Raw genomic sequence first — 22,372 nt, 5'->3', positions numbered from 1 at the left:
GGTTGCGGAAGCCTCCGGCGGGGATATTTAAGAGACAGATGAAATCAGCTTACCCCTTTTCATCTGTCTCTAAATATCCCGGGGGAGAGCGGCAAAGCCGCGAGGGGGCAGCGCCCCCTCTCCGACATTTCCACCTCTCCAGGGCCCGCTCAGAGCGCCGACTTTGCTGCCGTCACCAATGCATGATGCAGCGAAGCGGCCGAAGAGCGCCCCCCGTAAACCGTATAATGACGCCCGGCGACGCGGCAGACGAGGATACAGCCGAGATGCTCGATCACGGTGCGGCTCGCGCCGCCTGTCGGCAATTTGCCCAGATCAAGATTCGACAGGATCTCGAACACAGAAAGCGCTCTTTCGCCTTCCAGATCGAACCCAGCCCAGCCATCGGTCTGTTCCGTGATCGACGCGCTGTCGCCAAAGCCCCGTTTCAGGATCGGCGCAATGTCTTCATGCGTGGCGAAAGGTGCCTCGATGAACCACTGCTCGGGCCCGGTCCAGATCGCGGTATAGTCACCGCCCGAGGCACTGCGCGCTGGCCCGGGCAGATCAAAGCCGAAAAACACTTTGGCCGCCGTCTGGAATTCTGCCGGCTTCGACTGCCGCGCCGACAGCGAGGCCAGCGCGGTATCGGTGCGCTCGGTGATGGTGAGGCCGGGGAAGCTGTCCCTGCGGGGCGCATCGCCCCCCAGCTGGGTGATCGGTTTGAGACGATGTTCAGCCACGGAGACGTTCTCCTTCCGGGTCGACAAAATGGGCGGAGACGACTTTGACCATCACCTCTTCGCCCGCCAGCGGGTTCACGGCGCGCAGGGTCTCGCCTTTGCGGGCGGCGCCGTTTTTCAGATAGCCAAGACCAATGGAATGGCCAAGGCTTGGCGAGAACGCCACCGAGGTCATATAGCCCTGGTCATTCTTTGCATCGGCCGGCGCACCCTGGTTGATGAAATGCATACCGCCAAGCAGGGGTTTCGACGCATCCACCGGCTGGAAGCCGACGAGATTATAGGCATCCGCGCGGTTCATCCCTTCGCGTTCCGAAAGCGTCGAGCCGATCGAGTCCTTCTTCTTGTTGACCATGCCGCCCATGCCAAGGTTCAGCGCCGATGTGGTGCCGTTCAGCTCATTCCCCGCCGCATGGCCCTTCTCGATCCGCATGACGCCAAGCGCCTCGGTGCCGTAAACCAGCGCGTTGAACGCACGCCCGGCCTCCATCATCGCGCGGACAAGCCCATCGCCGTAGCGCGTGGGTACCGCGATTTCATAGGCGAGCTCACCCGAGAAGGAGATCCGGAAGAGGCGCGCGCGAAGCCCGCCGCAGACCGTGATCTCGCCGCAGCCCATATAGGGGAAGGCCTCGTTCGAGATGTCATGTTCCGGGTCGACGATCTTCTCCAGCAGCGCGCGCGCATTCGGACCGGCAACAGAGAATTGCGCCCAGGCCTCGGTGGTCGAGATGATCTGGACGTCGAGATCGGGCCATAGGCATTGGCGGGCGAATTCCATATGGCGGTAGACGCCGACCGCGTTCGCGGTGGTGGTGGTGGTGACAAAGTGGTCCTCGGCCAGACGCGCCGTCGTGCCGTCATCCATCGCCATACCGTCTTCGCGCAGCATGAGGCCGTAGCGGACCTTGCCGACGGGAAGTTTTGCAAAGGGGTTGCAATAGATGCGGTTCAGGAACTCTGCCGCATCCGGCCCTTGCACGTCGATCTTGCCGAGCGTCGTCACATCGCAGATGCCGACCGAGCCGCGCGTCGCCAGCACTTCGCGGTCGACCGATTGCCTCCAGGTGGTTTCCCCCGCGCGAGGCAGCCATTGGGCGCGCAGCCACATGCCGACCTCGACAAAGACCGCGCCCTGCTCGCTTGCCCATTTGTGGGACGGCGTCAGGCGTTTCGGGCGGAAATCGGCGCCAGCCGAGCGGCCCGCGAAGGCCGCAATCGGCACTGGTGTATAGGGCGGGCGGTAGATCGTGGTGCCGGTCTCGGGGATCGACTTGCCGGTCATCTCGGCCATCACCGCGAGGCCTGAGATGTTCGAGGTCTTGCCCTGATCGGTCGCCATGCCCATCGTGGTGTAGCGCTTCAGATGCTCGACCGAGCGGAAGCCTTCCTGATGCGCCAGTTTGACGTCTTTCACCGTCACGTCGTTTTGCTGGTCAAGCCAGGCGCGGCCCTTATGGGGCACATACCAGAGCGGGGTCACACGCACAGGCGCATCCTCAGCCTGCGGCAGATCTACGGATTTCGCAGTGATACCAATACCTTCAAGCGCCTGGGCCGCTGCTGCCGCGCCGGAGGCCAGCGCGCCTGAGGTCGAAAGCTGGCCATTGGCCGCACCCGCCACCACCATACCCACCGGCAGCGTGCCAGGGACAAAGGCCGCGAGCTCTGCGTTCCAGACCGGCAGGCCGCGCTGATGGCAGGTCAGATGCACATTCGGGTTCCAGCCGCCCGAGACACCCAGAGCCTCGGCTGCAATCTGGCGGGTCTCGCCGGAGGCCAGTTTCACCTTGATCGACGACAGGCCAAGGCGGCCAAGCGCATCCGTCACCACCGCGCCGCGCAGATGTTCAGCCCCCTGGAAGGCGGGGCCATCACTGCGGCTGTCGATCACAGCAGCAACCCTGACGCCTTTCGCCAGCAGGTCAGAGGCCGTGCGCAAACCATCGTCGTTATTGGTGAAAACCGCGACCATCTGGCCCGGCGTGGCCGCCCAGCGATTGGCATAGGCGCGCATCGCACCGGCCAGCATCACACCGGGGCGGTCGTTGTTTTTAAACGCAATCGGGCGCTCGGTCGCGCCTGCAGCCAGCACGGCACGCTGCGAGTAGATCCGCCAAAGGATCTGGCGCGGCTTGCCGGAAGCCGGCGTCGCGATATGGTCGGAAACCCGCTCCAGCGCGCCATAGATGCCGTGATCGAACGCACCGATCACCACGGTCCGGGTCAGGATGCGGACATTCGGCAGGCTCGCCAGTTCGGCAATCGCTGCTTTCGCCCAGTCGGCACCCGAGGCATCGCCCAGGGTAAAGGTCTCAGCGTTCAGCCGCCCACCCGGGGTGAAATCCTCATCGGCGAGGATCACCCGCGCGCCGGACCGCGCCGCCGTCAGCGCCGCCGCCAGACCTGACGGGCCCGCCCCGATCACCAGCAGGTCACAATGCAGGAAACCCTTGTCGTAGTGATCCGGGTCGTCCTGCATCGAGAGGCTGCCGAGGCCGGCGGCGCGGCGGATCATCGGCTCGTAAAGCTTTTCCCAGAACGCCTTCGGCCACATGAAGGTCTTGTAGTAGAACCCCGCCGCGAAGAACGAGGACAGCCGGTCATTGATCGCGAGGAAGTCGAATTTCAGCGATCCGACATGGTTCTGGCTTTTCGCCGACAGACCCTCGAACAGCTCGGCGATGGTCGCTCGGGTGTTCGGCTCCTGCCGCGCGCCCCCCCGCAATTCCACAATCGCGTTCGGCTCTTCCGAGCCCGAGGAAATCGGGCCGCGCGGGCGGTGATATTTGAACGACCGGCCCATCAGCCGCACGCCATTGGCGAGGAGCGCCGAGGCGAGCGTGTCGCCCTCATAGCCCTGATAGCTGGCACCATCGAAGGTGAAGTTCAGCGGTTTGGAGCGGTTCAGCTGACCACCGGAAAGACGGTTCTTCTGGCTCATTTCGACCGCCCCCGGCTGCGGGCCACATCGCGGGCCAGTTCAACTTTTGTGATTTCATGGGTAAGCGTGTTGCGGGTGACCACAAGCCAGGAGCGGTCGCCCTGTTCGTGGAACCACAGCTCCTGATGCAGGCCCGCCGGGTTCGTGCGCTGATAGAGATAGTCATGGAAGGTATCGACCGCGCCCTCGGCGGCCCAGTCGGGGCGGTCGATCAGATTCGCGTCGCCCAGATAGACGAATTCCTGCGAGTCGCGTGGCCCCAGCAGGGGGTGATTGATGATCATCTCAGCGTCCTCAATGCAGGTTCGGTTGGGCGCCCATGCCCTTTTCGTCGATCATCAGCCCCTTGCGGAACCGGTCGAACCGATAGGCGGTCGCCACGGAATGCGGTTGGTCATTCGCGAGCAGATGCGCAAAGCACCAGCCGCTTGCCGGCGTGGCCTTGAAGCCGCCATAGCACCAGCCGCCGTTGAAATAGAGGCCGTCAATATCCGTCTTGTCGATGATGGGCGAGCCATCCATCGACATATCCATGATACCGCCCCAGATGCGCAGCAGACGCGCGCGGCCGATCATCGGCATCAGGGACATGCCGCCCTCGCAGACATCCTCGACCACCGGCAGATTGCCGCGCTGCGCATAGGTGTTGTAGCCGTCGATATCACCTCCGAAGACCAGACCGCCCTTGTCGGACTGGCTGACATAGAAATGGCCCGCGCCGTAAGTGATGACGCCCGGGATCACGGGCTTCAACCCCTCGGAGACAAAGGCCTGAAGCACATGGCTTTCAATCGGCAGGCGGTGGATGCCGGCCTGGGCCATGACCTTACCCGACGATCCGGCCACCGCGCAGCCGATCTTGTTGGCGCCGATGAAACCACGGGTGGTTTCGACGCCAAGCACCTTGCCATTCTCGATTTTGAACCCGGTGACTTCGCAATTCTGGATGATGTCGACGCCGCGCTGATCGGCGCCGCGCGCATAGCCCCAGGCGACCGCGTCATGGCGCACCGTGCCGCCTCTCGGCTGCAACAGCCCGCCCTTGATCGGGAAGCGCGCATTGTCGAAATTGAGGAAAGGCGCGAGCTTGCGCACGCCTTCGCGGTCGAGCAGTTCCGCATCAACCCCGTTCAGTCGCATCCCATTGCCGCGCCGACGGAAGGCATCGCGCTGCGCATCGGTGTGGCACAGGTTCAAGACGCCGCGCTGGCTGACCATGGCGTTGTAGTTGAAATCCTGCTCCAGATTTTCCCACAGCTTCATGGAAAACTCATAGAACGGCTCATTGCCATCCAGCAGATAGTTCGAACGGATGATCGTGGTATTGCGCCCCACATTGCCGCCGCCGATCCAGCCCTTTTCCAGCACGGCGACATTGGCCTTGCCGAAGATCTTCGCGAGGTAATAGGCGGTCGCAAGACCATGGCCGCCGCCCCCTATGATGATGATATCATAGTGTTTCTTAGGCTCGTGGTCGCGCCAGGCGGGCGTCCAGCCTTTATGGCCGGTCAGGGCCTCTTTGATCACTTTAAAGCCAGAGTATCGCATCATATCCCCGCGCCGAAACTTCCCCCCAGTTTCAGGATTTTCGGCGCCCGCAACCCTCTTGTTTCAGACAGTGACCCTTTCATTTCGGACATGTAACGAAATTCTTGCGCCCTGCCCCGCAACACGCCCGACAAGTCAGAATGACAGACGTATATCAAAAAATGATTGACGTATATCATTCCCTCATCTCTCTTGTACCAGGGAGGAGAATCGAATGCGCAAGCCGACGCTGCAGGATGTGGCGCGGGCTGCGGGTGTGAGCTATGCGACGGCAGACCGGGTTCTTAACGAGCGCGGCAATGTCGCGGAAAAGTCCACGCGCCGTGTCCTGCAAGCCATCGAGACGCTCGGCTACGAGCGCGATCTGCATGCCGCGAACCTCTCGCGCGGTCGGATCTATCACTTCCGTTTCCTGCTGCCCGGCGGCGATCAGAGCTTCTTTCGCAGCCTGCGCCAGGCGGTCGAGGCCGAGAGCACCGTGCGCCGCGCCGATCGCATCCGTTTTTCGCTGACCGAGGTGCCGACGCTCGATTCCGATGCACTGGCCGCTGCGCTGGAGCGGCTGCCGCGCGACTGCGACGCGGTGGCCGTGGTGGCGACCGAGACGCCGCGCATCGCCGATGCCATCGGCGCGCTCAGCGCGGCGCGGATCCCGGTGGTGACACTGGTGGGAGACGCGGCACCCGATCTGCGGGCGGCCTATGTCGGCATCGACAATATAATGGCCGGGCGCACCGCCGGACGGCTGATCCGTCTGGCCCATATCGCACGGCCCGCCTCGGCGCCCGGGCTGATCCTGCCGGTGATCGGGGCACTCAGTGCCCGCGACCACCGCGACCGGCTGGAGGGTGCGCGGGCGGTCCTTGACGGCGGGCCGCAGCTTTTGCCCCCCGTTGCGGTGGATGACCGCCATGACCTGATGCGCGCCCGCGTGTCGGATGCGCTGCAACAAAACCCCGGCATCACCGGCATCTATTCCATCGGCGCCGGCAATCGCGGGCTGATCGAGATCCTGGCGCAGCGACCGGATGCGCGCCCCTTCACCATCATGCATGACCTGACCCCCACCACCCGTTATGGCCTTGAATCCGGCCTTGTCGATGCGGTGATCGACCAGAAACCGGCGCAGGAGGTCGCGCTGACGGTGGATGTGATGAAGGCGCTCTCGGATGGGCGCGGCCTGCCCGACCCCAGCCGCGACATCACACCGACCATCTTTCTGAAAGACAATCTGCCGGCCGCCCCGAATGCGGCGCCGCTGGCCGCCCTATCTGAACATTTGCCCATAGGAGAGACCCGTTGAGCGGTTATTTCGACACCATCGCCCCGGTGAAATTCACCCCCGATGCGGAGGGCCTCGCCTACCGTCACTACAACCCCGATGAGGTGGTTCTGGGCAAACGGATGGAGGATCATCTCCGTTTCGCGGTCGCTTACTGGCATTCCTTCGCCTGGGAGGGTGGTGACCCGTTCGGCGGCCGCACCTTTGAGCGCCCCTGGTTCCCCGCCGATACGATGGAGCTTGCCCGGCTGCGCGCCGATGAGGCTTTTGATCTCTTCCGCATCCTCGGCGTGCCCTACTACTGTTTCCACGACCATGATGTGCGCCCAGAAGGCAGTTCCTTGCGCGAAAGCCGCGCCCGGCTGGAAGAGATCGCCGATTATTTCCAGGCGAAGATGGAGGCCGGCGGACCGAAGCTGCTCTGGGGCACCGCGAACCTCTTTACCAATCACCGCTTTATGTCGGGCGCGGCCTCAAATCCCGATCCCGATATCTTCGCCTATTCCGCATCCATCGTGCGCGGTGTGATGGAGGTGACCCATCGTCTGGGCGGTGAGAACTACGTCCTCTGGGGCGGGCGCGAGGGGTATGAGACGCTCCTGAACACCGATCTCGGCCAGGAACTCGACCATATGGGTCGCTTTCTGAACCTCGTTGTCGAGCATAAGCACAAGATCGGCTTCAAAGGCACCATCCTGCTGGAGCCGAAACCGCAAGAGCCGACCAAGCATCAATATGATTTCGACGTCGCCACCTGCTACGGTTTCCTGAAACGCTACGGCCTTGAAAACGAGGTCAAACTGAATATCGAACAGGGGCATGCGATCCTCGCCGGCCACAGTTTCGAACATGAGCTGGCGCTGGCGCGGACGCTGGGCCTTCTCGGCTCCATCGACATGAACCGGAACGACTACCAGTCCGGCTGGGATACCGATCAGTTCCCGAACAATGTGCCCGAAACCGCGCTGGCCTATTATGAGGTGCTGAAAGCGGGCGGCTTCACCACCGGCGGCACCAATTTCGACGCAAAAGTCAGGCGCCAGTCGCTGGATGCGGAAGACCTGGTCGCCGCCCATGTCGGCGCAATGGATGTCTGCGCCCGCGGGTTGAAAGCGGCGGCAAAAATGCTGGAAGAGGGTCGGCTGGAGGCCGCACGCGCCGCACGCTATGCCGGCTGGCAGCGGCCGGAGGCCCAGGCGATGCTGGCTCCCGAAGCCACCCTGGCCGGCATCGCCGATCATGCCGAGGCCGCCGGGCTTGACCCGCAGCCAGTCTCTGGCCGCCAGGAAGTGCTTGAAAACCTTGTCAATCGCTACGTCTGAGAGAGGGGAAGCCATGAAAACCATCAAAGGGCCGGGCCTCTTCCTCGCGCAATTCGCGGGCGATGCGGCACCGTTCAACTCCTGGGACAGCATCACGAAATGGGCCGCCGAAATCGGCTATAAAGGCGTCCAGGTGCCCAGCTGGGATGCGCGCTTCATCGACCTCGACAAAGCGGCCTCAAGCAAGGATTACTGCGACGATTTCCTCGGCGTGGCGCGTGCGAACGGCGTCGAGGTGACCGAGCTTTCCACCCATCTCCAGGGCCAGCTGGTCGCCGTGCATCCGGCCTATGATGAAGGCTTTGACGGCTTTGCGGCGCCGCATGTGCGCGGCAATCCGAAGGCGCGGCAGGAATGGGCGGTAACTCAGGTCAAAAATGCCCTGACCGCCAGCAAAAACATGGGCCTGACGGCGCAGGCGGCGTTTTCCGGCGCACTGGCCTGGCCCTATGTCTATCCCTGGCCGCAGCGCCCGGCGGGCCTGGTGGAAACCGCCTTTGACGAACTGGCGCGGCGCTGGAAGCCGATCCTCGACCATGCCGACGGGTGCGGCGTCGATATCTGCTACGAGATCCATCCGGGCGAAGATCTGCATGACGGCATCACCTATGAGATGTTCTGGGAGCGCACCGGCAACCATCCCCGCGCCTGCATGCTCTACGACCCCTCGCATTATGTGCTGCAATGCCTGGATTACCTCGACAATATCGACATTTACCGCGACCGCATCCGGATGTTCCATGTCAAGGATGCCGAGTTCAACCCGACCGGGCGGCAGGGCGTCTATGGCGGCTTCCAGTCCTGGGTGAACCGGGCGGGTCGGTTCCGCAGCCTCGGCGATGGCCAGGTCGATTTCGGTGCGGTGTTTTCCAAAATGGCCGCCAATGATTTCGACGGCTGGGCGGTTGTCGAATGGGAATGCGCGCTGAAACACCCCGAAGACGGCGCGCGCGAGGGGGCGGAGTTTGTGAAACACCACATCATCCGCGTCACCGACAAGGCTTTTGATGATTTCGCGGATGGTGGCACCGATGAGGCCGCCAATCGCCGCATGCTGGGGATCTGAAACAATGGCAAAGATCAGACTCGGCATGGTCGGCGGCGGCAAGGATGCCTTTATCGGCGCCGTTCACCGCATCGCGGCGCGGATCGACGGTGATTATGACCTGGTGGCCGGCGCATTGTCCTCGACGCCCGCGCGCGCGCGCGAAAGCGGCGCGGCGCTTGGGCTGGACCCGGCGCGCTCTTATGGCAGCTATGAGGAAATGGCGGAGAAAGAGGCCGCCCGCCCCGACGGGATCCGCGCGGTTTCCATCGTCACGCCAAACCATATGCATGCCGGCCCGGCGATTGAATTCCTCAAACGCGGCATTCATGTCATCTGCGACAAGCCGCTGACCGCCACGATGGAAGACGCGCTGGCGCTGGAAGCGGCGGCGAAGGCGTCAAAAGCGCTGTTCATCCTGACCCATAATTACACCGGCTATCCGATGATCCGCCAGGCCCGCGACATGGTGGCGAGCGGAGAGCTGGGAAAGATCCGCGTCGTTCAGGTTGAATATGCCCAGGACTGGCTGACCGAAGAGGCCGGCGCTGATAACAAACAGGCCGACTGGCGCACCGATCCGGCGCGTTCGGGTGCGGGCGGCGCGATTGGTGACATTGGCACCCACGCCCACAATCTTGCCTGTTTCGTGACCGGGCTTGCGGTCGAAAGCCTCGCCGCCGATCTGCAAAGCTTCGTGCCGGGGCGCCGGGTCGATGACAATGCCAATATCCTTCTCAGGATGCAGGGTGGCGCGCGCGGCGTCCTTTGGTGCAGCCAGGTGGCGCCGGGCTGCGAGAATGCGCTGCGGCTCCGGGTCTTCGGCGAGAAAGGCGGGCTGGAATGGGCGCAGGAGGATCCGAATTACCTCTGGTTCACCCCCTTCGGTCAGGCGAAACGGCTGCTGACCCGGCGCGGTGCCGGGGCGAATGCAGCGGCGAATGCGGTCAGCCGGACGCCTGGCGGCCATCCCGAGGGCTACCTTGAGGGCTTTGCCAATATCTATGCCGGCGCCGCCCGCGCCATCCGCGCCGCAGATGCCGGCGAAACGCCCGATACCGCGCTTTTGCCCGGGATCAGCGCCGGGATCGACGGGATGCGGTTCATCACCGCCGCGATCCGCTCCTCGCAAGAGAATGCCGCATGGGTGGCGCTGTGACGGAACCCGTCCTCTCGCTGTCCGGGGTCAGCCGCAGCTTTGGCCCGATCGAGGTGCTGCATGGCATCTCTCTCGCGCTGGCACCTGGCCGGGTTCATGCGCTGATCGGCGAGAATGGCGCCGGGAAATCGACCACGATGAAGATCCTCGCAGGATATCAGCCGCCCTCGTCGGGCGATGTGCTGCTGGATGGAAGGCCGGTCGCTTTCGCCTCGATGGGCGAGGCCGAGAGGCTGGGGATCTCGATGATCCATCAGGAATTCAACCTCGCGGAACAGCTGACGGTCGAGGAGAACATCTTCCTCGGGCGAGAGCTGAAACGCGGGCTTTTCCTCGACAAGGCGGCGATGCGGGCGCAATCGCGGGCCCTTCTCGACCGGCTGCAATGTCGGGTGGCAACGGATCGTCCGATCTCGGATCTGTCGAATTCCGACAAGCAGATGGTCGAGATCGCCAGGGCACTCTCACGCGAGACCCGCGTGCTGATCATGGATGAGCCGACCGCCGTGCTGACCAGGGCAGAAACCAGTATCCTGATGGAACAGGTCCGGGCCTTGCGGGCGGCGGGGACGGCCGTTCTTTTCACCTCGCACAAGCTGGATGAGGTGAAAGAGATCGCCGATGATCTGACCATCATGCGCGATGGTGCGGTGGTCTGGTCCGGCCCGGCCTCGGAACTGGACGAACATGGCATGGCCGAGGCCATGGTCGGGCGCGAGATGTCGCAGCTTTACCCCGCCAAAGACGGCTCGCCCGGCGAGGTGGTGCTGGATGTCTCGGGCCTGACTGTGCCGGGCTATGCCGAAGATATCAGCTTCACCCTGCGCGCGGGCGAGATCCTCGGCATTGCCGGGCTGATCGGGTCGGGACGGACCGAGACCTTCGAGGGGCTGGCCGGCCTGCGCCCGGCGAGTGGCGCGGTGCGGATCAAGGGCCGCCCCGTCACCATCCGCCACAACTGGGAAGCGCTGGATCTGGGCCTGTGCTACCTGACCGAAGACCGCAAGACGCGGGGGCTCTTGCTGCAAAAGGGTATGCGCGAGAACCTGACGCTGCAGGCTTTGCACCGCTTCAGCCACGGGCTGCTCGACACCCGCGCCGAAGAGGCCGCGCTGGACCGCGCGATCCGCGATTTCGACATTCGCGGCTCGCGCGAGGTGACGGTCGGGCATCTCTCGGGCGGCAATCAGCAGAAACTCCTCTTCGCGAAAACCATGCTCTCGGACCCGCAGATCATCGTGATCGACGAACCGACCCGTGGCATCGACATCGGCACCAAACAACAGATGTATGAGTTCATCCGAGGCCTCGCCCGCGAAGGCCGCGCCATCGTGGTGATCTCATCGGAAATGCAGGAGGTCATCGGCCTTGCCGACCGCGTTCTGGTGATGCGCCAGGGCCGGATCGCGGGCGAGCTGACCACAGACACAATCACCGAGGATGCCATCGTGCGCCTCGCCATGGGGGTCGGAGAACCAAAGCCGGTCGCCCTCGCAAAGGAGTTGACGGAATGAGTACTGCCGCTGCCTCACCGCGCAAAGTGCAGATGAGCGTGATCGGCCCGGTTCTGGCTCTGGTGATCCTGGTGATCGCGGGCGCCTTGATGAACCCGAATTTCCTTGGCCTCGACAATATCACCAATGTTCTGGCGCGGTCTGCCTTTATCGGCATCATCGCGGTGGGGATGACCTTTGTGATCACCTCGGGGGGGCTCGATCTGTCGGTGGGCTCGATGGCGGCGTTTATCGCCGGGCTGATGATCCTTGTGATGAACAAGCTCCTGCCCTCGATGGGGGTGGGCGTGCCCATCGTGCTGGTCGGCATGGGGGTGGCGCTGCTTGCGGGGATCGTGGCGGGGCTGATCAACGGGCTGTTGATCACCCGCCTCGGGATCGAGGCTTTCATCGTCACGCTGGGCTCGATGGGGATCTATCGCAGCCTCGTCACCTGGCTTGCCGATGGCGGCACGCTGAGCCTCGATTTCGGCCTCCGGACCTTTTATCAGCCGGTTTATTACGGCGGCATCTTCGGCGTGACCTGGCCGATCATCGTCTTTGCCCTGGTGGTGATCATGGGCGAGATGCTGATGCGCTCCACCGCCTTTGGCCGCCATTGCGCCGCCATTGGCTCGAATGACCAGGTGGCGAAATATTCCTCCGTGCGCGTCGGGCGCGTGCGGCTTCTGACCTATGTGATGCTCGGCGCCCTGGTTGGCGTCGCGGTCATCATGTATGTGCCGCGCCTCGGCTCGGCCTCATCCGCCACCGGCCTTTTGTGGGAGCTGGAGGCGATTGCCGCCGTCATCATCGGCGGCACGGCCCTCAAGGGCGGTTTCGGCCGCGTCTGGGGCACGGTTGTGGGTGTGCTGATCCTCGTGCTGATCGGCAATCTGCTGAACCTGACGGATTACGTCTCGCCCTATCTGAACGGAGCAATCCAGGGCGCGATCATCGTTCTCGCTGTCGTCTTGCAGCGTGGAAGCAAAGCGGGCCAGTGACCCCTGGCCACCATCATCTCAAGGGAGGAGAGACTATGAAACATTTCGTATCGGCACTTGCGCTGGCCGTGGCCATGGGTGGCCCCGCGCTGGCTCAGGACACCAAGGTGATCGGCGTGTCGATCCCGGCGGCAACCCATGGCTGGGCGGGCGGCATGAACTACTTCGCCCAGGTCACTGTTGACCGGCTGGAAGCGGCCTATCCCGAGCTGGATTTCGTGCTCGCCACCGCATCCGATCCGGCCAAACAGGTCAATGACATCGAGGACATGCTGGCCACCCGCAAGATCAATGCGCTCGTGGTGCTGCCCTTTGAATCCGAGCCGCTGACCGGCCCGGTGCAGAATGTCAAAGCCTCGGGTGCCTGGGTCACGGTGGTGGATCGCGGTCTTGCGGTCGAGGGCATCGAAGATCTCTATGTCGCAGGCGACAATCCCGGCTTTGGCCGCGTCGCGGGCGAGTTTATGAAGTCCAACATGCCCGATGGCGGCAAAATCGTCGTGCTGCGCGGCATCCCCACGACCATCGACAATGAGCGTCTCGAAGGCTTCCAGAAGGCCATCGAAGGATCGGGGATCGAAGTTCTGGCCGCCGAGCATGGCAACTGGAACCGCGACAACTCCTTCACCGTGATGCAGGACTTCCTGTCGAAATATCCGGAAATCGACGCGGTCTGGGCCTCGGATGACGATATGGCACTTGGCGCGCTGGCCGCGATCGAGGCGGCTGGCCGCAAGGACATCAAATTCGTGCTTGGCGGCGCCGGCATGAAAGAGATGGTCAAGCGCACCATGGACGGCGATGCGATGATTCCGGCAAACGTCACCTACCCGCCGGCAATGATCGCCACCGCCATCGAGATCACCGCCGTCGGCCTCGTGTCGCAGGCGCCGGTCTCAGGCGATTTCATCATCGGCTCGGTGCTGGTCACCCCGGAGAATGCGGCAACCTACTACTATCCCGACAGCCCGTTCTGAGCTTGAACTGACCCCTGCCCCGGCCGTATTGCGGCCGGGGTATCCTTTTGCAGCGAGGCGGATATGTATCTCGGACTGGACCTTGGCACTTCGGGCATTCGGGCGCTTTTGATGGATGCGGGGCAGCGGATCATCGGATCTGCCAGCGCTTCGACGCCGGTTTCGCGCCCGCATCCGGGCTGGTCGGAACAGGATCCCGCGCTCTGGACCGGCGCCTGCCAGGAGGCCGTGGCGGCACTGCGCGCAGCCCATCCGGCAGAATTCGCCGCCATTCGCGGCATCGGCCTGTCGGGTCATATGCATGGCGCCACACTCTTCGACCGCGCCGACCAGGCGCTGCGCCCCTCGATCCTGTGGAACGACACCCGCGCAAGCGTCGAGGCCACCGCGATGGATACCGACCCACAGTTCCGCCAGGTGACCGGCAATATCGTCTTTCCGGGCTTTACGGCGCCGAAACTGGCCTGGGTCGCGAAACACGAGCCCGGGATTTTCGCCCGCACGGCGATGGTTCTCCTGCCGAAAGACGCGCTGCGTCTCTGGCTGACGGGTGAGCATATTTCCGAAATGTCGGATGCCGCCGGCACGAGCTGGCTCGATTGCGCGGCGCGCGACTGGTCGGATGACCTGCTGGCGGCGACCGGGCTGACGCGCGACCAGATGCCCCGCCTTGTCGAGGGTTCGGCCCCTGGTGGCGCGCTGCGGGCAGAATTGCTGGCCGAATGGGGCCTGACCGGCCCGGTGATCGTCGCAGGCGGCGCCGGTGACAATGCCGCCTCGGCCATCGGTATGGGCACCATCCGCGAAGGCCAGGCCTTCGTCTCGCTGGGCACTTCCGGCGTGATCTTTGCGGCGAATGACGCCTTCCGCCCGCTGGCGGAAAGCGCTGTTCATGCCTTTTGCCATGCGCTGCCAAACCGCTGGCATCAGATGGGCGTGATCCTTTCCGCCACCGACGCGCTGAACTGGTATGCCGGCATCACCGGCGCCAGTGCCGCCGATCTCTCGCGGGAACTGGGCGACGACCTGGTGGTCCCGGGTTCGGCCACCTTCCTTCCCTATCTCTCGGGCGAGCGCACACCGCATAATGACGCAAAGATCCGGGGCGCCTTTACCGGGCTCGGGCACGAATCTGACCGCAAGGCCCTGACCCGGGCGGTGATGGAGGGCGTCGCCTTCGCGCTGAAAGACAACCTGACTGCGCTGCGCCAGGCCGGCGCCCGGATCGACCGGGTCACGGCGGTCGGCGGCGGCTCGAATTCCGCCTATTGGCTGAAGGTGATCGCGACCACTTTGGGCGTGCCGGTCGATCTGCCGGTCGGTGGCGATTTCGGCGCCGCTTTCGGCGCGGCGCGGCTTGGCCTGATGGCGGCAACCGGGGAAAGCCCCGAAAGGGTTTGCACCGCCCCCGAAACCAAAGCCAGTATCGCTCCCGAAGCCGGCCTCACCGCCGCGTTCGAGGATGCCTGGGCGCGCTATCGCAGCCTCTACCCCGCGCTGGCGGGGTAAGGGTTACAAGAGGTCCTCTTCCTCGCCCGAAACATCCACGCCCAACGCCTCAAGCCCGGATTCAAGGTTTTCCGGCAGATGCGGCATCCCCATCAGGTAATCTGCGGTGGGGGTGGTCGCCTCGGTATAGGCGGTGCGCAGCGCCTCGGCGTAGTCTTCGGTCTCGAAAGCGCCGCGCCCGACCCAGGCAATGGCGGTCAGATGCGCCTTTTCCTCATCATTCAAGCCGTCGATAAAGGCGTAAAGCTGCGCCTCGCCCGCCGGGCCTTCGCGCGACAGGAAGATCACCTGCACCACCTTGCTGGGAGAGATTTCGATCATGGGACACCTCCTGCAGGTATGATCCCGCTTTGACCTTCAGGTTGCAAGCGCCGGATGCATCAGTGCGAAGGCGATGCCATAAGCCAGCGAGCCTGCCAGCGTCGCCACCACCACCGAACGGCGTGGCAGGAAGGCCAGCACCGTGATCAGAACGCCCATCGCCAGCGGCACCAGGTCGGTCTGCTCCGGCCACAGACGCGGCAAAGCCGAGGCGACAAACAGCGTCGCAATCGCCGCTGGCCCGGTCGAGGCCAGGAACCCCGCCATCAGCCCCCCAGGCCGTGCCTCGCCCCGCATCAACAGGATCGGCAACGCGCGAAAGCCCCAATTGGCCAGCCCCGCCAGCACCGCCATCAAAATCAGATCCGGGTTCATCCGCGCCCCCTGAACAGCCCGCCCAAAAGCCCGCCCGCCATGCCGGCCAGCGCGCCGCAGATCATCCCCGCGAGGATCCCGACCGTCCCCGACCAGAAGACCGTGCCGAGAACCGTCGCCACCACAGCGATCACAATCGCCGGCAAAGCCGCCCTCGACAGGATCGACAGCAAAAGCGCCAGAAACAGCGCCGAGAGCATGAAATCCAGCCCCGCGCTCACCGCAGGCCAGCCATCCAGCGCGCCGCCACCGGCAAATGCCCCAACCGCCGTGCCCGCAACCCAGGAGATATAGGCGGCCAGCCCGAGCCCGAACATATATCCTTCCGAGAAACGCTGTCCCCGCGCCAGCGCCCCAAGCGCCTGGCCGAAAACCTCATCCGTCAACCCCCAGGCCCAGGCCCAGGCATATCGGCGAGAGCCGTCCTGACCCGCCTCCTTCATCAGCGCGGGTCCATAAAGCACATGCCGCACATTCATCGCGATCAGGGTGAAAGCCGCCACCAGCACCGGTGCTCCGCCGGCAACAAGGCTCAGCGCCAGAAACTGCGAGGCACCCGCATAGATCACCAGCGACAGCATCACCGCCTCGGCCTGCCCCAGCCCCGCCCGGGTCGCAGCGACCCCAAAAGAAAAGGCAATCGGAAAATAGCCCATAACAATGGGCAAGGCAGCCAGCAGGCCGCCGCGAAAAGAGGCTGTTTTCTCACTCATGGCCGCAAACCGCTATCCCGCCACGCGGCCAAAGTCAAAACCCGCCCGCCCTTTTGTTGTGTAACCAATTAACCCGCAGTGTTACCAATGAGGCCGCAATGGCTGGCTGAAGGCGGCTATTTCCGGGATTTGCTGGTGTAAGCCAGGATCAGGCGGTTGAGGGCTGCGCTGTGGCGTGGTTGAAGCGCTGCCACCACCTGCCGATGGAGGACCGCGAGACCCGACGCTCGGCGGGAAATGAGGCGCGAACTGCGCTCACGATCTGATCATAGGTCTGGCTGTCGATCCGGTCGAGGATGAAGGCCCTGAGTTCCGGGTCAGCTTCGCTTCCGGGTGGGTGCCCGCTGCGGTGCTGCGCCCGCCATTCGGCTGGATTTAAACCATTGTTTAAAATGGATTTAAACTGACCCTGAGGCACGGCTGAAAGCGCTGTCCTGTTGTTCTGCGCCCGTCCGATATCTGCGGCGACCTCCTGTGCCATTTTGGACAGACGACAAGCCACGGCAAAACCCTTTGTCATTGGCAGCAGGGCCTTGTGTCCAGCAACAGTGCGTCCCACTCAGGAGGAGCTGCGCAAAGCGACTGAACCTCTGCAATCATGTGGGAGAAGGTATCAGGCGCCCAGGTCAATGAGAAAAACCGTTCCTGTGGCCTGCCGCCAGGCCGGATAAGATTGAACCTGTCGGCGTCAAAACATTCTCCAATCGTTGCATTCTCCCCTGAAGCGCCCAGGTGATGGCTGTCGCAGACAGTGCCAGAGTTTCCCCCGGTTTTCCCCGGGCAACTTGCCAATCAACTTTGATCGGCGGACATAGCCCCCTGCGCGCTGCCCGTGATAGGGATCAGGGCCATCATCTTCTCTCGCGCAGTCAGGGATGATTGGGCAGTTCGACCCCGGCCTCCACCGTCAGCGTCTGACGCGCGACCGCACAGAGAATGCGCACATTCCGCTTGGAGCGACCCTTCGCCAGAAGGCCACGCACGACCCCGGCCAGTTTGCCAGCAATCTGATCCTGCACATCTTCTGGAGGGCCGCATCCCGTGTCCCGCGCGCGGCTGATCCGCACCCGCCGCTGCCCACGATCACTGCGAGAGCCGGGAACCACGCCGGAAACATCACCCTCCGCCGCGTTGCGCCAGTCATAAAGCATCCGCTGTTTCACCTGGGTCCAGCTGCTGCCAATCTGGTGCGCGGGCCGCGCCGCCAGATCGCGGAACGCTTGTGCCGTTCGGGAGAACCCGGCCGCATCCGAAGCACAGGTGAGATGACCCGGTATTTGTCGGCGGCAACGGCAATCTGCCAGGGCTCGGCACGGCCTTTAAGGCGCTCTTCAATGGTCGTTGAAGGCAGGGTTGCAGAGAGGCCAGGAAGCTCGCGCAAGGAAGAATCGCGAAGCCGAACGTCAAGCGCCCACACATTCCCATTTGCGCCACCGCGCTGACCGGGACTCTGTGAAACTGGCAGGCGCAAACCGCACCAATTCCGGGCTTCAGCGGCTTTGTGAAAGGCGGTCTGTGCCGCCCGCAGGCCTATTCCGATGCGGGATGCAAACTCGGTTGGGGTAATGAGGAGGGTGTGGCGGTCGTCATACTGTTGTTCTGGCCTCTGCCAGAAAACACGCCGCCAACACCCTCGCCCGTGGCCCATTCCTCGCACCGGATAGCGCAAGCGTAACCGATTGACGCACAAAACTGTGCTCGTTGCAGAACCTGGCCAACGAAGTCCCGCGCTGCACCAAATGCGCTCGCACGGCCTTCAATAGCTCATCAGAGGCTGTATCAATGTGTAACATGGCGTGGCATTTTGCGCCTTGAATTGGGCGCATTGCAACATGCCAAGGCGGACCCATCATGTCGAGTGACGTGACCGAAAAGATCGAACTTTTGAAGCAACGGTTCTCTGCTTCGACAGATCAAGGGCTGGCTGAGGCGCTTCGCTGAGGGCGAAGCACTGTGACAAGTTGGCGGCTTCGCGGAGCCATGCCCGCGCGTTATGAGGCTCTGGCTCAGGGCCAGGCAGGCTTCATGCCGGACTTTACGGATGAAACTTGGACAGAAGTAGATCATGCCGCCGTCAACTTGGCTCTTCTGCGACTAATCAAGGGGCCTGAGACAGAAATCACCAACTACCGCGCATTTCTCTCGAAGCGTAGCCAACTAAGTGGATACAGGGCCGTAGCTGCCAGGCGGGCATGGCCAGATATCACTGCCCGCCTGGCAGAAGAGACGATGACCAGCGCGCTCCGGTGCATGAATCTGATTGCTTACGATGAGTTTTTCGCGTCCGAGGCATAGTTGCGTCAATCGCTGCGCCGAGGCATAATACCGTCAACAAAATCAATAACTTACAGATCGCGGCAGCACAACCAATTACGCCACGATAAAGTTGCATAACCAGCTGAAATATATAGGCTTTACGCGCAACATCCGATTGGCGCAAATTGCCGATCAATTAGTCGCGCTTCACTTTCATCTGTCCTCAAATATCCTCGGGGGGAGGAAGCGGCGCCAGCCGCTTCCCGGGGGGCAGACAGCCCCCCGCCTTTTTCAACCGGACCGGTCGACAGCCCGCCGCACCTGATCGGCCCTCACTCCGCCGCGTCGAGATAGCTCTCCAGCGGCGGGCAGGTGCAGACAAGGTTCCGATCACCATAGACATTGTCGATCCGCCCCACCGGCGGCCAGTATTTATCGACCCGGAAGGCGGCGGGTGGGAAACAGCCCTGCTCACGCGAGTATTTGCGATCCCAGTCCGCCACCAGATCCTGCACCGTATGGGGGGCAAAGCGCAGCGGGCTGTCTTCCGCCGAAATCTCGCCTGCCTCCACCGCCCGGATCTCCTGGCGGATCGCCAGCAGCGCGGTGATGAAACGGTCGATCTCGGCTTTGGTCTCGCTCTCGGTCGGCTCCACCATCAGCGTCCCCGAGACCGGCCAGGACATGGTCGGCGCGTGGAAACCATTGTCGATCAGACGCTTGGCGATGTCATCCACCGTGACGCCATGATCGGCAAAGGGCCGCGTGTCCAGAATGCACTCATGCGCCACCCGGCCGCGATTGCCCATGTAAAGGACCTCATAGGCTCCTTTCAGCCGCGCCGCGATATAGTTCGCGTTCAGAATAGCCACCCGCGTCGCCTGCGTCAGGCCTTCGCCGCCCATCATCAGACAATAGGCCCAGGAGATCAGCAGGATCGAGGCCGAGCCATAAGGCGCCGCCGAGACCGGCCCTGCATCCGTCTCGCTGACCCCCGCCGGATCCCCCGGCAGATGCGGCGCCAGATGCGCACGCACCCCGATCGGCCCCATGCCGGGCCCGCCGCCGCCATGCGGAATGGCAAAGGTCTTGTGCAGGTTCAGGTGGCTCACATCGCCGCCAATCTCACCCGGTTTCACCAGCCCCACCATCGCATTCATATTGGCGCCGTCGATATAGACCTGACCGCCATGATCATGGGTGATCTTGCAGACCTCGCGCACGGTCTCCTCGAACACGCCATGGGTCGAGGGATAGGTGATCATACAGGCTGCAAGCCGGTCGCCGGCTTTTGCCGCCTTGTCGCGGAAGTCATCCAGATCGACATCGCCATTCGGCGAGGCCTTCACCACCACGACCTCCATCCCCGCCATCTGCGCCGAAGCCGGATTGGTGCCATGCGCCGATACCGGGATCAGGCAGATCCGCCGGTCATGCTCTCCGCGCGCCTTGTGATAGGCAAGGATCGTCAGCAGCCCGGCATATTCACCCTGCGCACCGGAATTCGGCTGCATCGAAAAGGCCTCATAGCCGGTGATCTCGCAGAGTTTCGCGGTCAGATCAGCAATCGCCTCCTGATAGCCCGCCGCCTGATCCTTCGGCACAAACGGGTGCAACGAGCCGAATTCAGGCCAGGTGATGGGCATCATCTCGGCCGCCGCATTCAGCTTCATCGTGCACGATCCCAGCGGGATCATCGCCCGGTCCAGCGCCAGATCGCGATCCGACAGGCGCCGCATATAGCGCATCATCTCGCTCTCGGCCCGGTTCATATGGAAGACCGGATGGGTGAGATAGTCGCTGGTCCGGAGCATCTCTTCCGGAAAGCCCAGCCCCGCCCGATGCGGCGGCACGCCTTCGATCCCGAAGGCCCGCAGAACACGGCTGAGCACCTCTTCCGAGGTGGTCTCATCCAGGCTGATCCCGATCCGGTCATTGCCGATTTTGCGGAAGTTCAGCCCCTCATTGCGGGCCGCCGCCAATATCCCGGCCTGGCCCACGCCGACCTCAACCGTGATCGTATCGAAAAACGCCTTCGGCGCCACTTTCGCCCCGGCGGCCTTCAGCGCCCTGGCCAGACGCTGGGTCAGGAAATGCACCCGCTCGGCAATCGCCCTGAGGCCTTTCGGCCCGTGGAACACCGCATACATCGAAGCCATCACCGCCAGCAATGCCTGCGCCGTGCAGACATTCGACGTCGCCTTTTCGCGCCGGATATGCTGCTCGCGGGTCTGCAGGGACAGCCGGTAAGCCCGCGTCCCATGGCTGTCGATCGAGACACCAACAATCCGCCCCGGCATATTGCGCTTCAGCTCATCGCGACACGCCATAAAGGCCGCATGCGGGCCACCATAGCCCATCGGCACGCCAAAGCGCTGCGACGAGCCAATCGCAATATCCGCCCCCATCGCACCCGGCTCTTTCAACATGCACAAAGCCAGCAGATCGGTCGCCACAATCGCCAGCGCTTTATGCGCATGCAGATGGCCGATTTTCGCGGTGAAATCCGTCACATGCCCGTAAGACCCCGGATACTGGAAGATGGCGCCAAACACGCCCGAAGGATCCAGCAAACCGACATCGCCCTCGATGATCTCGATCCCCAAAGGCTCGGCCCGGGTGCGGATCACCGCGATGGTCTGCGGATGGCAGAAGCGGTCTACAAAGAAGGCCTTCGCCTTCGACTTGGCCGAACGCTCGGCAATCGCCATCGCCTCGGCCGCCGCGGTCGCCTCATCCAGCAGGCTCGCATTGGCAACGTCGAGGCCGGTCAGATCGCAGATCATGGTCTGGTAATTCAACAATGCCTCAAGGCGGCCCTGGGCGATCTCGGGCTGGTAAGGCGTATAGGCGGTATACCAGGCCGGGTTTTCCAGAATATTGCGCTGGATCGCCGGCGGCGTGACGGTGCCGTAATAGCCCTGCCCGATCAGCGAGGTCATCACCCGGTTCTTCGCCGCGACCTCCTTCATCCTCAAAAGCAGCTCATGCTCGGCCAGCGGCGCCCAGGACAGTGCATCCGCCTGCCGGATCGAAGCCGGCACCGTCTCGGCAATCAGCGCCTCCAGCGAGGCCGCGCCCACCGCCTTCAGCATCTCCGCCATCTCGGCCGGAGACGGCCCGATATGGCGACGATTCGCAAAATCATAGGGGTTATAGTCGGTCGGAGTGAAACTCATCGCGCACCTCCGGACAGCAAAGGAAGCCCCCGGCCCCCTCTTCATCTGTCCTTAAATATCCCAGGGGGTCCGGGGGACTGGTCCCCCGGCGTTCAGTTCGGTCCGGGGGGACTGCCCCCCGGCCCTCAGAAAACCCGCACCGGCCTCAGCCGATGAAGTCCTTATACTCGTCCTCATCCATGAACTGATCCACCACGGTCAGATCATCGACCTTCAGCCTGAAGAACCAGGCCGCGCCCAGCGGATCCTCATTCACCAGCCCCGGATTGTCCGACAGCGCCTCATTCACCGCGACAATCTCGCCCTCAACCGGGGCAAGGATATCCGATGCCGCCTTGACACTCTCGATCACCGAGACCTCATCCCCGGCCGCCACCTGCGTCCCGGCCTCGGGCAATTCGACAAACACCACATCGCCCAATGCCTCGGCCGCATGTTCGGTGATTCCGACCACGATCAGGTCGCCCTCGACGCGCAGCCATTCATGTTCCTTGGTGAATTTCATTTCTCAGATCCCCTGGGA

Annotated in this window: 19 protein-coding genes; 8 read left to right on the top strand and 11 right to left on the bottom strand. The window is 63.3% G+C overall.

Annotation, left to right across the window (positions count from 1 at the left end; genetic code table 11):
• Positions 1 to 149: 149 nt before the first annotated feature.
• Genes DRF71_RS14105 through DRF71_RS14090 form a run of 4 tightly spaced genes read right to left on the bottom strand, consistent with a single transcriptional unit; the run spans position 150 to position 5,214 of the window.
• Positions 150 to 722 carry a sarcosine oxidase subunit gamma gene (locus DRF71_RS14105; protein ID WP_112311113.1) on the bottom strand — a complete coding sequence of 191 codons (573 nt, stop codon included), beginning with the start codon at positions 720 to 722 and terminating at the stop codon, positions 150 to 152.
• Positions 715 to 3,666: a sarcosine oxidase subunit alpha family protein gene (locus tag DRF71_RS14100; protein WP_112311112.1), complete on the bottom strand. Its 2,952-nt coding sequence runs from the start codon at positions 3,664 to 3,666 to the stop codon at positions 715 to 717. The genes DRF71_RS14105 and DRF71_RS14100 overlap by 8 nt, the downstream gene beginning before the upstream one ends.
• A complete protein-coding gene (locus DRF71_RS14095) occupies positions 3,663 to 3,950 on the bottom strand; it encodes a sarcosine oxidase subunit delta (protein WP_112311111.1) in 288 nt (95 codons plus the stop codon). The genes DRF71_RS14100 and DRF71_RS14095 overlap by 4 nt, the downstream gene beginning before the upstream one ends.
• Before the next feature lie 10 nt (positions 3,951 to 3,960).
• Positions 3,961 to 5,214, bottom strand: a complete 1,254-nt coding sequence (locus DRF71_RS14090) for a sarcosine oxidase subunit beta family protein (protein ID WP_112311334.1) — start codon at positions 5,212 to 5,214, stop codon at positions 3,961 to 3,963.
• A gap of 214 nt (positions 5,215 to 5,428) precedes the next feature.
• Between DRF71_RS14090 and DRF71_RS14085 the strand changes: the two genes are divergently transcribed.
• The 8 genes from DRF71_RS14085 to xylB all read left to right on the top strand — a co-directional run bounded on the left by DRF71_RS14085 (position 5,429) and on the right by xylB (position 15,005).
• Positions 5,429 to 6,517, top strand: coding sequence for a LacI family DNA-binding transcriptional regulator (locus DRF71_RS14085; RefSeq protein ID WP_112311110.1), 1,089 nt, complete (start codon positions 5,429 to 5,431; stop codon positions 6,515 to 6,517).
• On the top strand, positions 6,514 to 7,818 hold the full coding sequence (gene xylA / locus DRF71_RS14080) for a xylose isomerase (RefSeq protein WP_112311109.1): 1,305 nt from the start codon (positions 6,514 to 6,516) through the stop codon (positions 7,816 to 7,818). Before DRF71_RS14085 ends, xylA begins: the two co-directional genes overlap by 4 nt.
• 13 nt (positions 7,819 to 7,831) lie before the next feature.
• Positions 7,832 to 8,884: a sugar phosphate isomerase/epimerase family protein gene (locus DRF71_RS14075; protein ID WP_112311108.1), complete on the top strand. Its 1,053-nt coding sequence runs from the start codon at positions 7,832 to 7,834 to the stop codon at positions 8,882 to 8,884.
• A 4-nt stretch (positions 8,885 to 8,888) separates the two neighbouring features.
• On the top strand, positions 8,889 to 10,022 hold the full coding sequence (locus DRF71_RS14070) for a Gfo/Idh/MocA family protein (protein WP_198672200.1): 1,134 nt from the start codon (positions 8,889 to 8,891) through the stop codon (positions 10,020 to 10,022).
• On the top strand, positions 10,007 to 11,536 hold the full coding sequence (locus tag DRF71_RS14065) for a sugar ABC transporter ATP-binding protein (RefSeq protein ID WP_112311107.1): 1,530 nt from the start codon (positions 10,007 to 10,009) through the stop codon (positions 11,534 to 11,536). The genes DRF71_RS14070 and DRF71_RS14065 overlap by 16 nt, the downstream gene beginning before the upstream one ends.
• Positions 11,533 to 12,519 (top strand): ABC transporter permease, encoded by a 987-nt coding sequence (locus DRF71_RS14060; protein WP_112311106.1) that lies wholly within the window; start codon positions 11,533 to 11,535, stop codon positions 12,517 to 12,519. Before DRF71_RS14065 ends, DRF71_RS14060 begins: the two co-directional genes overlap by 4 nt.
• A 35-nt stretch (positions 12,520 to 12,554) precedes the next feature.
• The gene (locus DRF71_RS14055; RefSeq protein ID WP_112311105.1) at positions 12,555 to 13,496 is read left to right on the top strand and encodes an ABC transporter substrate-binding protein; all 942 of its coding nucleotides are present in this window, start codon (positions 12,555 to 12,557) and stop codon (positions 13,494 to 13,496) included.
• Between the two features lie 63 nt (positions 13,497 to 13,559).
• Positions 13,560 to 15,005, top strand: coding sequence for a xylulokinase (gene xylB, locus DRF71_RS14050; RefSeq protein WP_112311104.1), 1,446 nt, complete (start codon positions 13,560 to 13,562; stop codon positions 15,003 to 15,005).
• Positions 15,006 to 15,008: 3 nt separating this feature from the next.
• Here xylB and DRF71_RS14045 read toward each other — a convergent pair whose 3' ends face one another.
• The 7 genes from DRF71_RS14045 to gcvH form a co-directional block, all read right to left on the bottom strand.
• On the bottom strand, positions 15,009 to 15,326 hold the full coding sequence (locus DRF71_RS14045) for a DUF3775 domain-containing protein (RefSeq protein WP_112311103.1): 318 nt from the start codon (positions 15,324 to 15,326) through the stop codon (positions 15,009 to 15,011).
• Between the two features lie 36 nt (positions 15,327 to 15,362).
• Positions 15,363 to 15,701 carry an AzlD domain-containing protein gene (locus DRF71_RS14040; protein WP_112311102.1) on the bottom strand — a complete coding sequence of 113 codons (339 nt, stop codon included), beginning with the start codon at positions 15,699 to 15,701 and terminating at the stop codon, positions 15,363 to 15,365.
• Positions 15,698 to 16,414, bottom strand: coding sequence for an AzlC family ABC transporter permease (locus tag DRF71_RS14035; RefSeq protein ID WP_112311101.1), 717 nt, complete (start codon positions 16,412 to 16,414; stop codon positions 15,698 to 15,700). Before DRF71_RS14035 ends, DRF71_RS14040 begins: the two co-directional genes overlap by 4 nt.
• A 148-nt stretch (positions 16,415 to 16,562) precedes the next feature.
• Positions 16,563 to 16,934: a hypothetical protein gene (locus DRF71_RS14030; RefSeq protein ID WP_157971088.1), complete on the bottom strand. Its 372-nt coding sequence runs from the start codon at positions 16,932 to 16,934 to the stop codon at positions 16,563 to 16,565.
• Between the two features lie 349 nt (positions 16,935 to 17,283).
• The gene (locus tag DRF71_RS14025; RefSeq protein WP_112311099.1) at positions 17,284 to 17,565 is read right to left on the bottom strand and encodes a hypothetical protein; all 282 of its coding nucleotides are present in this window, start codon (positions 17,563 to 17,565) and stop codon (positions 17,284 to 17,286) included.
• Positions 17,566 to 19,002: 1,437 nt separating this feature from the next.
• Positions 19,003 to 21,849 (bottom strand): aminomethyl-transferring glycine dehydrogenase, encoded by a 2,847-nt coding sequence (gene gcvP, locus DRF71_RS14015; RefSeq protein WP_112311097.1) that lies wholly within the window; start codon positions 21,847 to 21,849, stop codon positions 19,003 to 19,005.
• Between the two features lie 145 nt (positions 21,850 to 21,994).
• Positions 21,995 to 22,354, bottom strand: a complete 360-nt coding sequence (gene gcvH, locus DRF71_RS14010; RefSeq protein WP_112311096.1) for a glycine cleavage system protein GcvH — start codon at positions 22,352 to 22,354, stop codon at positions 21,995 to 21,997.
• Positions 22,355 to 22,372 lie beyond the last annotated feature (18 nt).

It is taken from the genome of Pseudogemmobacter bohemicus (genome assembly GCF_003290025.1).
Lineage (GTDB): Bacteria > Pseudomonadota > Alphaproteobacteria > Rhodobacterales > Rhodobacteraceae > Pseudogemmobacter > Pseudogemmobacter bohemicus.
The sequence above is the reverse complement of the archived record's forward strand: the minus strand, read 5'-3'. Positions and strand labels throughout refer to the sequence as shown.

Excerpts from the sequence above, each read along its gene's own strand:
- DRF71_RS14100 (WP_112311112.1), bottom strand. The coding sequence starts at position 3,666 with ATGAGCCAGAAGAACCGTCTTTCCGGTGGTCAGCTGAACCGCTCCAAA.
- DRF71_RS14095 (WP_112311111.1), bottom strand. The coding sequence starts at position 3,950 with ATGATCATCAATCACCCCCTGCTGGGGCCACGCGACTCGCAGGAATTC.
- DRF71_RS14090 (WP_112311334.1), bottom strand. The coding sequence starts at position 5,214 with ATGCGATACTCTGGCTTTAAAGTGATCAAAGAGGCCCTGACCGGCCAT.
- DRF71_RS14085 (WP_112311110.1), top strand. The coding sequence starts at position 5,429 with ATGCGCAAGCCGACGCTGCAGGATGTGGCGCGGGCTGCGGGTGTGAGC.
- DRF71_RS14075 (WP_112311108.1), top strand. The coding sequence starts at position 7,832 with ATGAAAACCATCAAAGGGCCGGGCCTCTTCCTCGCGCAATTCGCGGGC.
- DRF71_RS14070 (WP_198672200.1), top strand. The coding sequence starts at position 8,889 with ATGGCAAAGATCAGACTCGGCATGGTCGGCGGCGGCAAGGATGCCTTT.
- DRF71_RS14065 (WP_112311107.1), top strand. The coding sequence starts at position 10,007 with ATGGGTGGCGCTGTGACGGAACCCGTCCTCTCGCTGTCCGGGGTCAGC.
- DRF71_RS14060 (WP_112311106.1), top strand. The coding sequence starts at position 11,533 with ATGAGTACTGCCGCTGCCTCACCGCGCAAAGTGCAGATGAGCGTGATC.
- DRF71_RS14055 (WP_112311105.1), top strand. The coding sequence starts at position 12,555 with ATGAAACATTTCGTATCGGCACTTGCGCTGGCCGTGGCCATGGGTGGC.
- xylB (WP_112311104.1), top strand. The coding sequence starts at position 13,560 with ATGTATCTCGGACTGGACCTTGGCACTTCGGGCATTCGGGCGCTTTTG.
- DRF71_RS14045 (WP_112311103.1), bottom strand. The coding sequence starts at position 15,326 with ATGATCGAAATCTCTCCCAGCAAGGTGGTGCAGGTGATCTTCCTGTCG.
- DRF71_RS14040 (WP_112311102.1), bottom strand. The coding sequence starts at position 15,701 with ATGAACCCGGATCTGATTTTGATGGCGGTGCTGGCGGGGCTGGCCAAT.
- DRF71_RS14035 (WP_112311101.1), bottom strand. The coding sequence starts at position 16,414 with ATGAGTGAGAAAACAGCCTCTTTTCGCGGCGGCCTGCTGGCTGCCTTG.
- DRF71_RS14030 (WP_157971088.1), bottom strand. The coding sequence starts at position 16,934 with ATGACAAAGGGTTTTGCCGTGGCTTGTCGTCTGTCCAAAATGGCACAG.
- DRF71_RS14025 (WP_112311099.1), bottom strand. The coding sequence starts at position 17,565 with ATGCTTTATGACTGGCGCAACGCGGCGGAGGGTGATGTTTCCGGCGTG.
- gcvP (WP_112311097.1), bottom strand. The coding sequence starts at position 21,849 with ATGAGTTTCACTCCGACCGACTATAACCCCTATGATTTTGCGAATCGT.
- gcvH (WP_112311096.1), bottom strand. The coding sequence starts at position 22,354 with ATGAAATTCACCAAGGAACATGAATGGCTGCGCGTCGAGGGCGACCTG.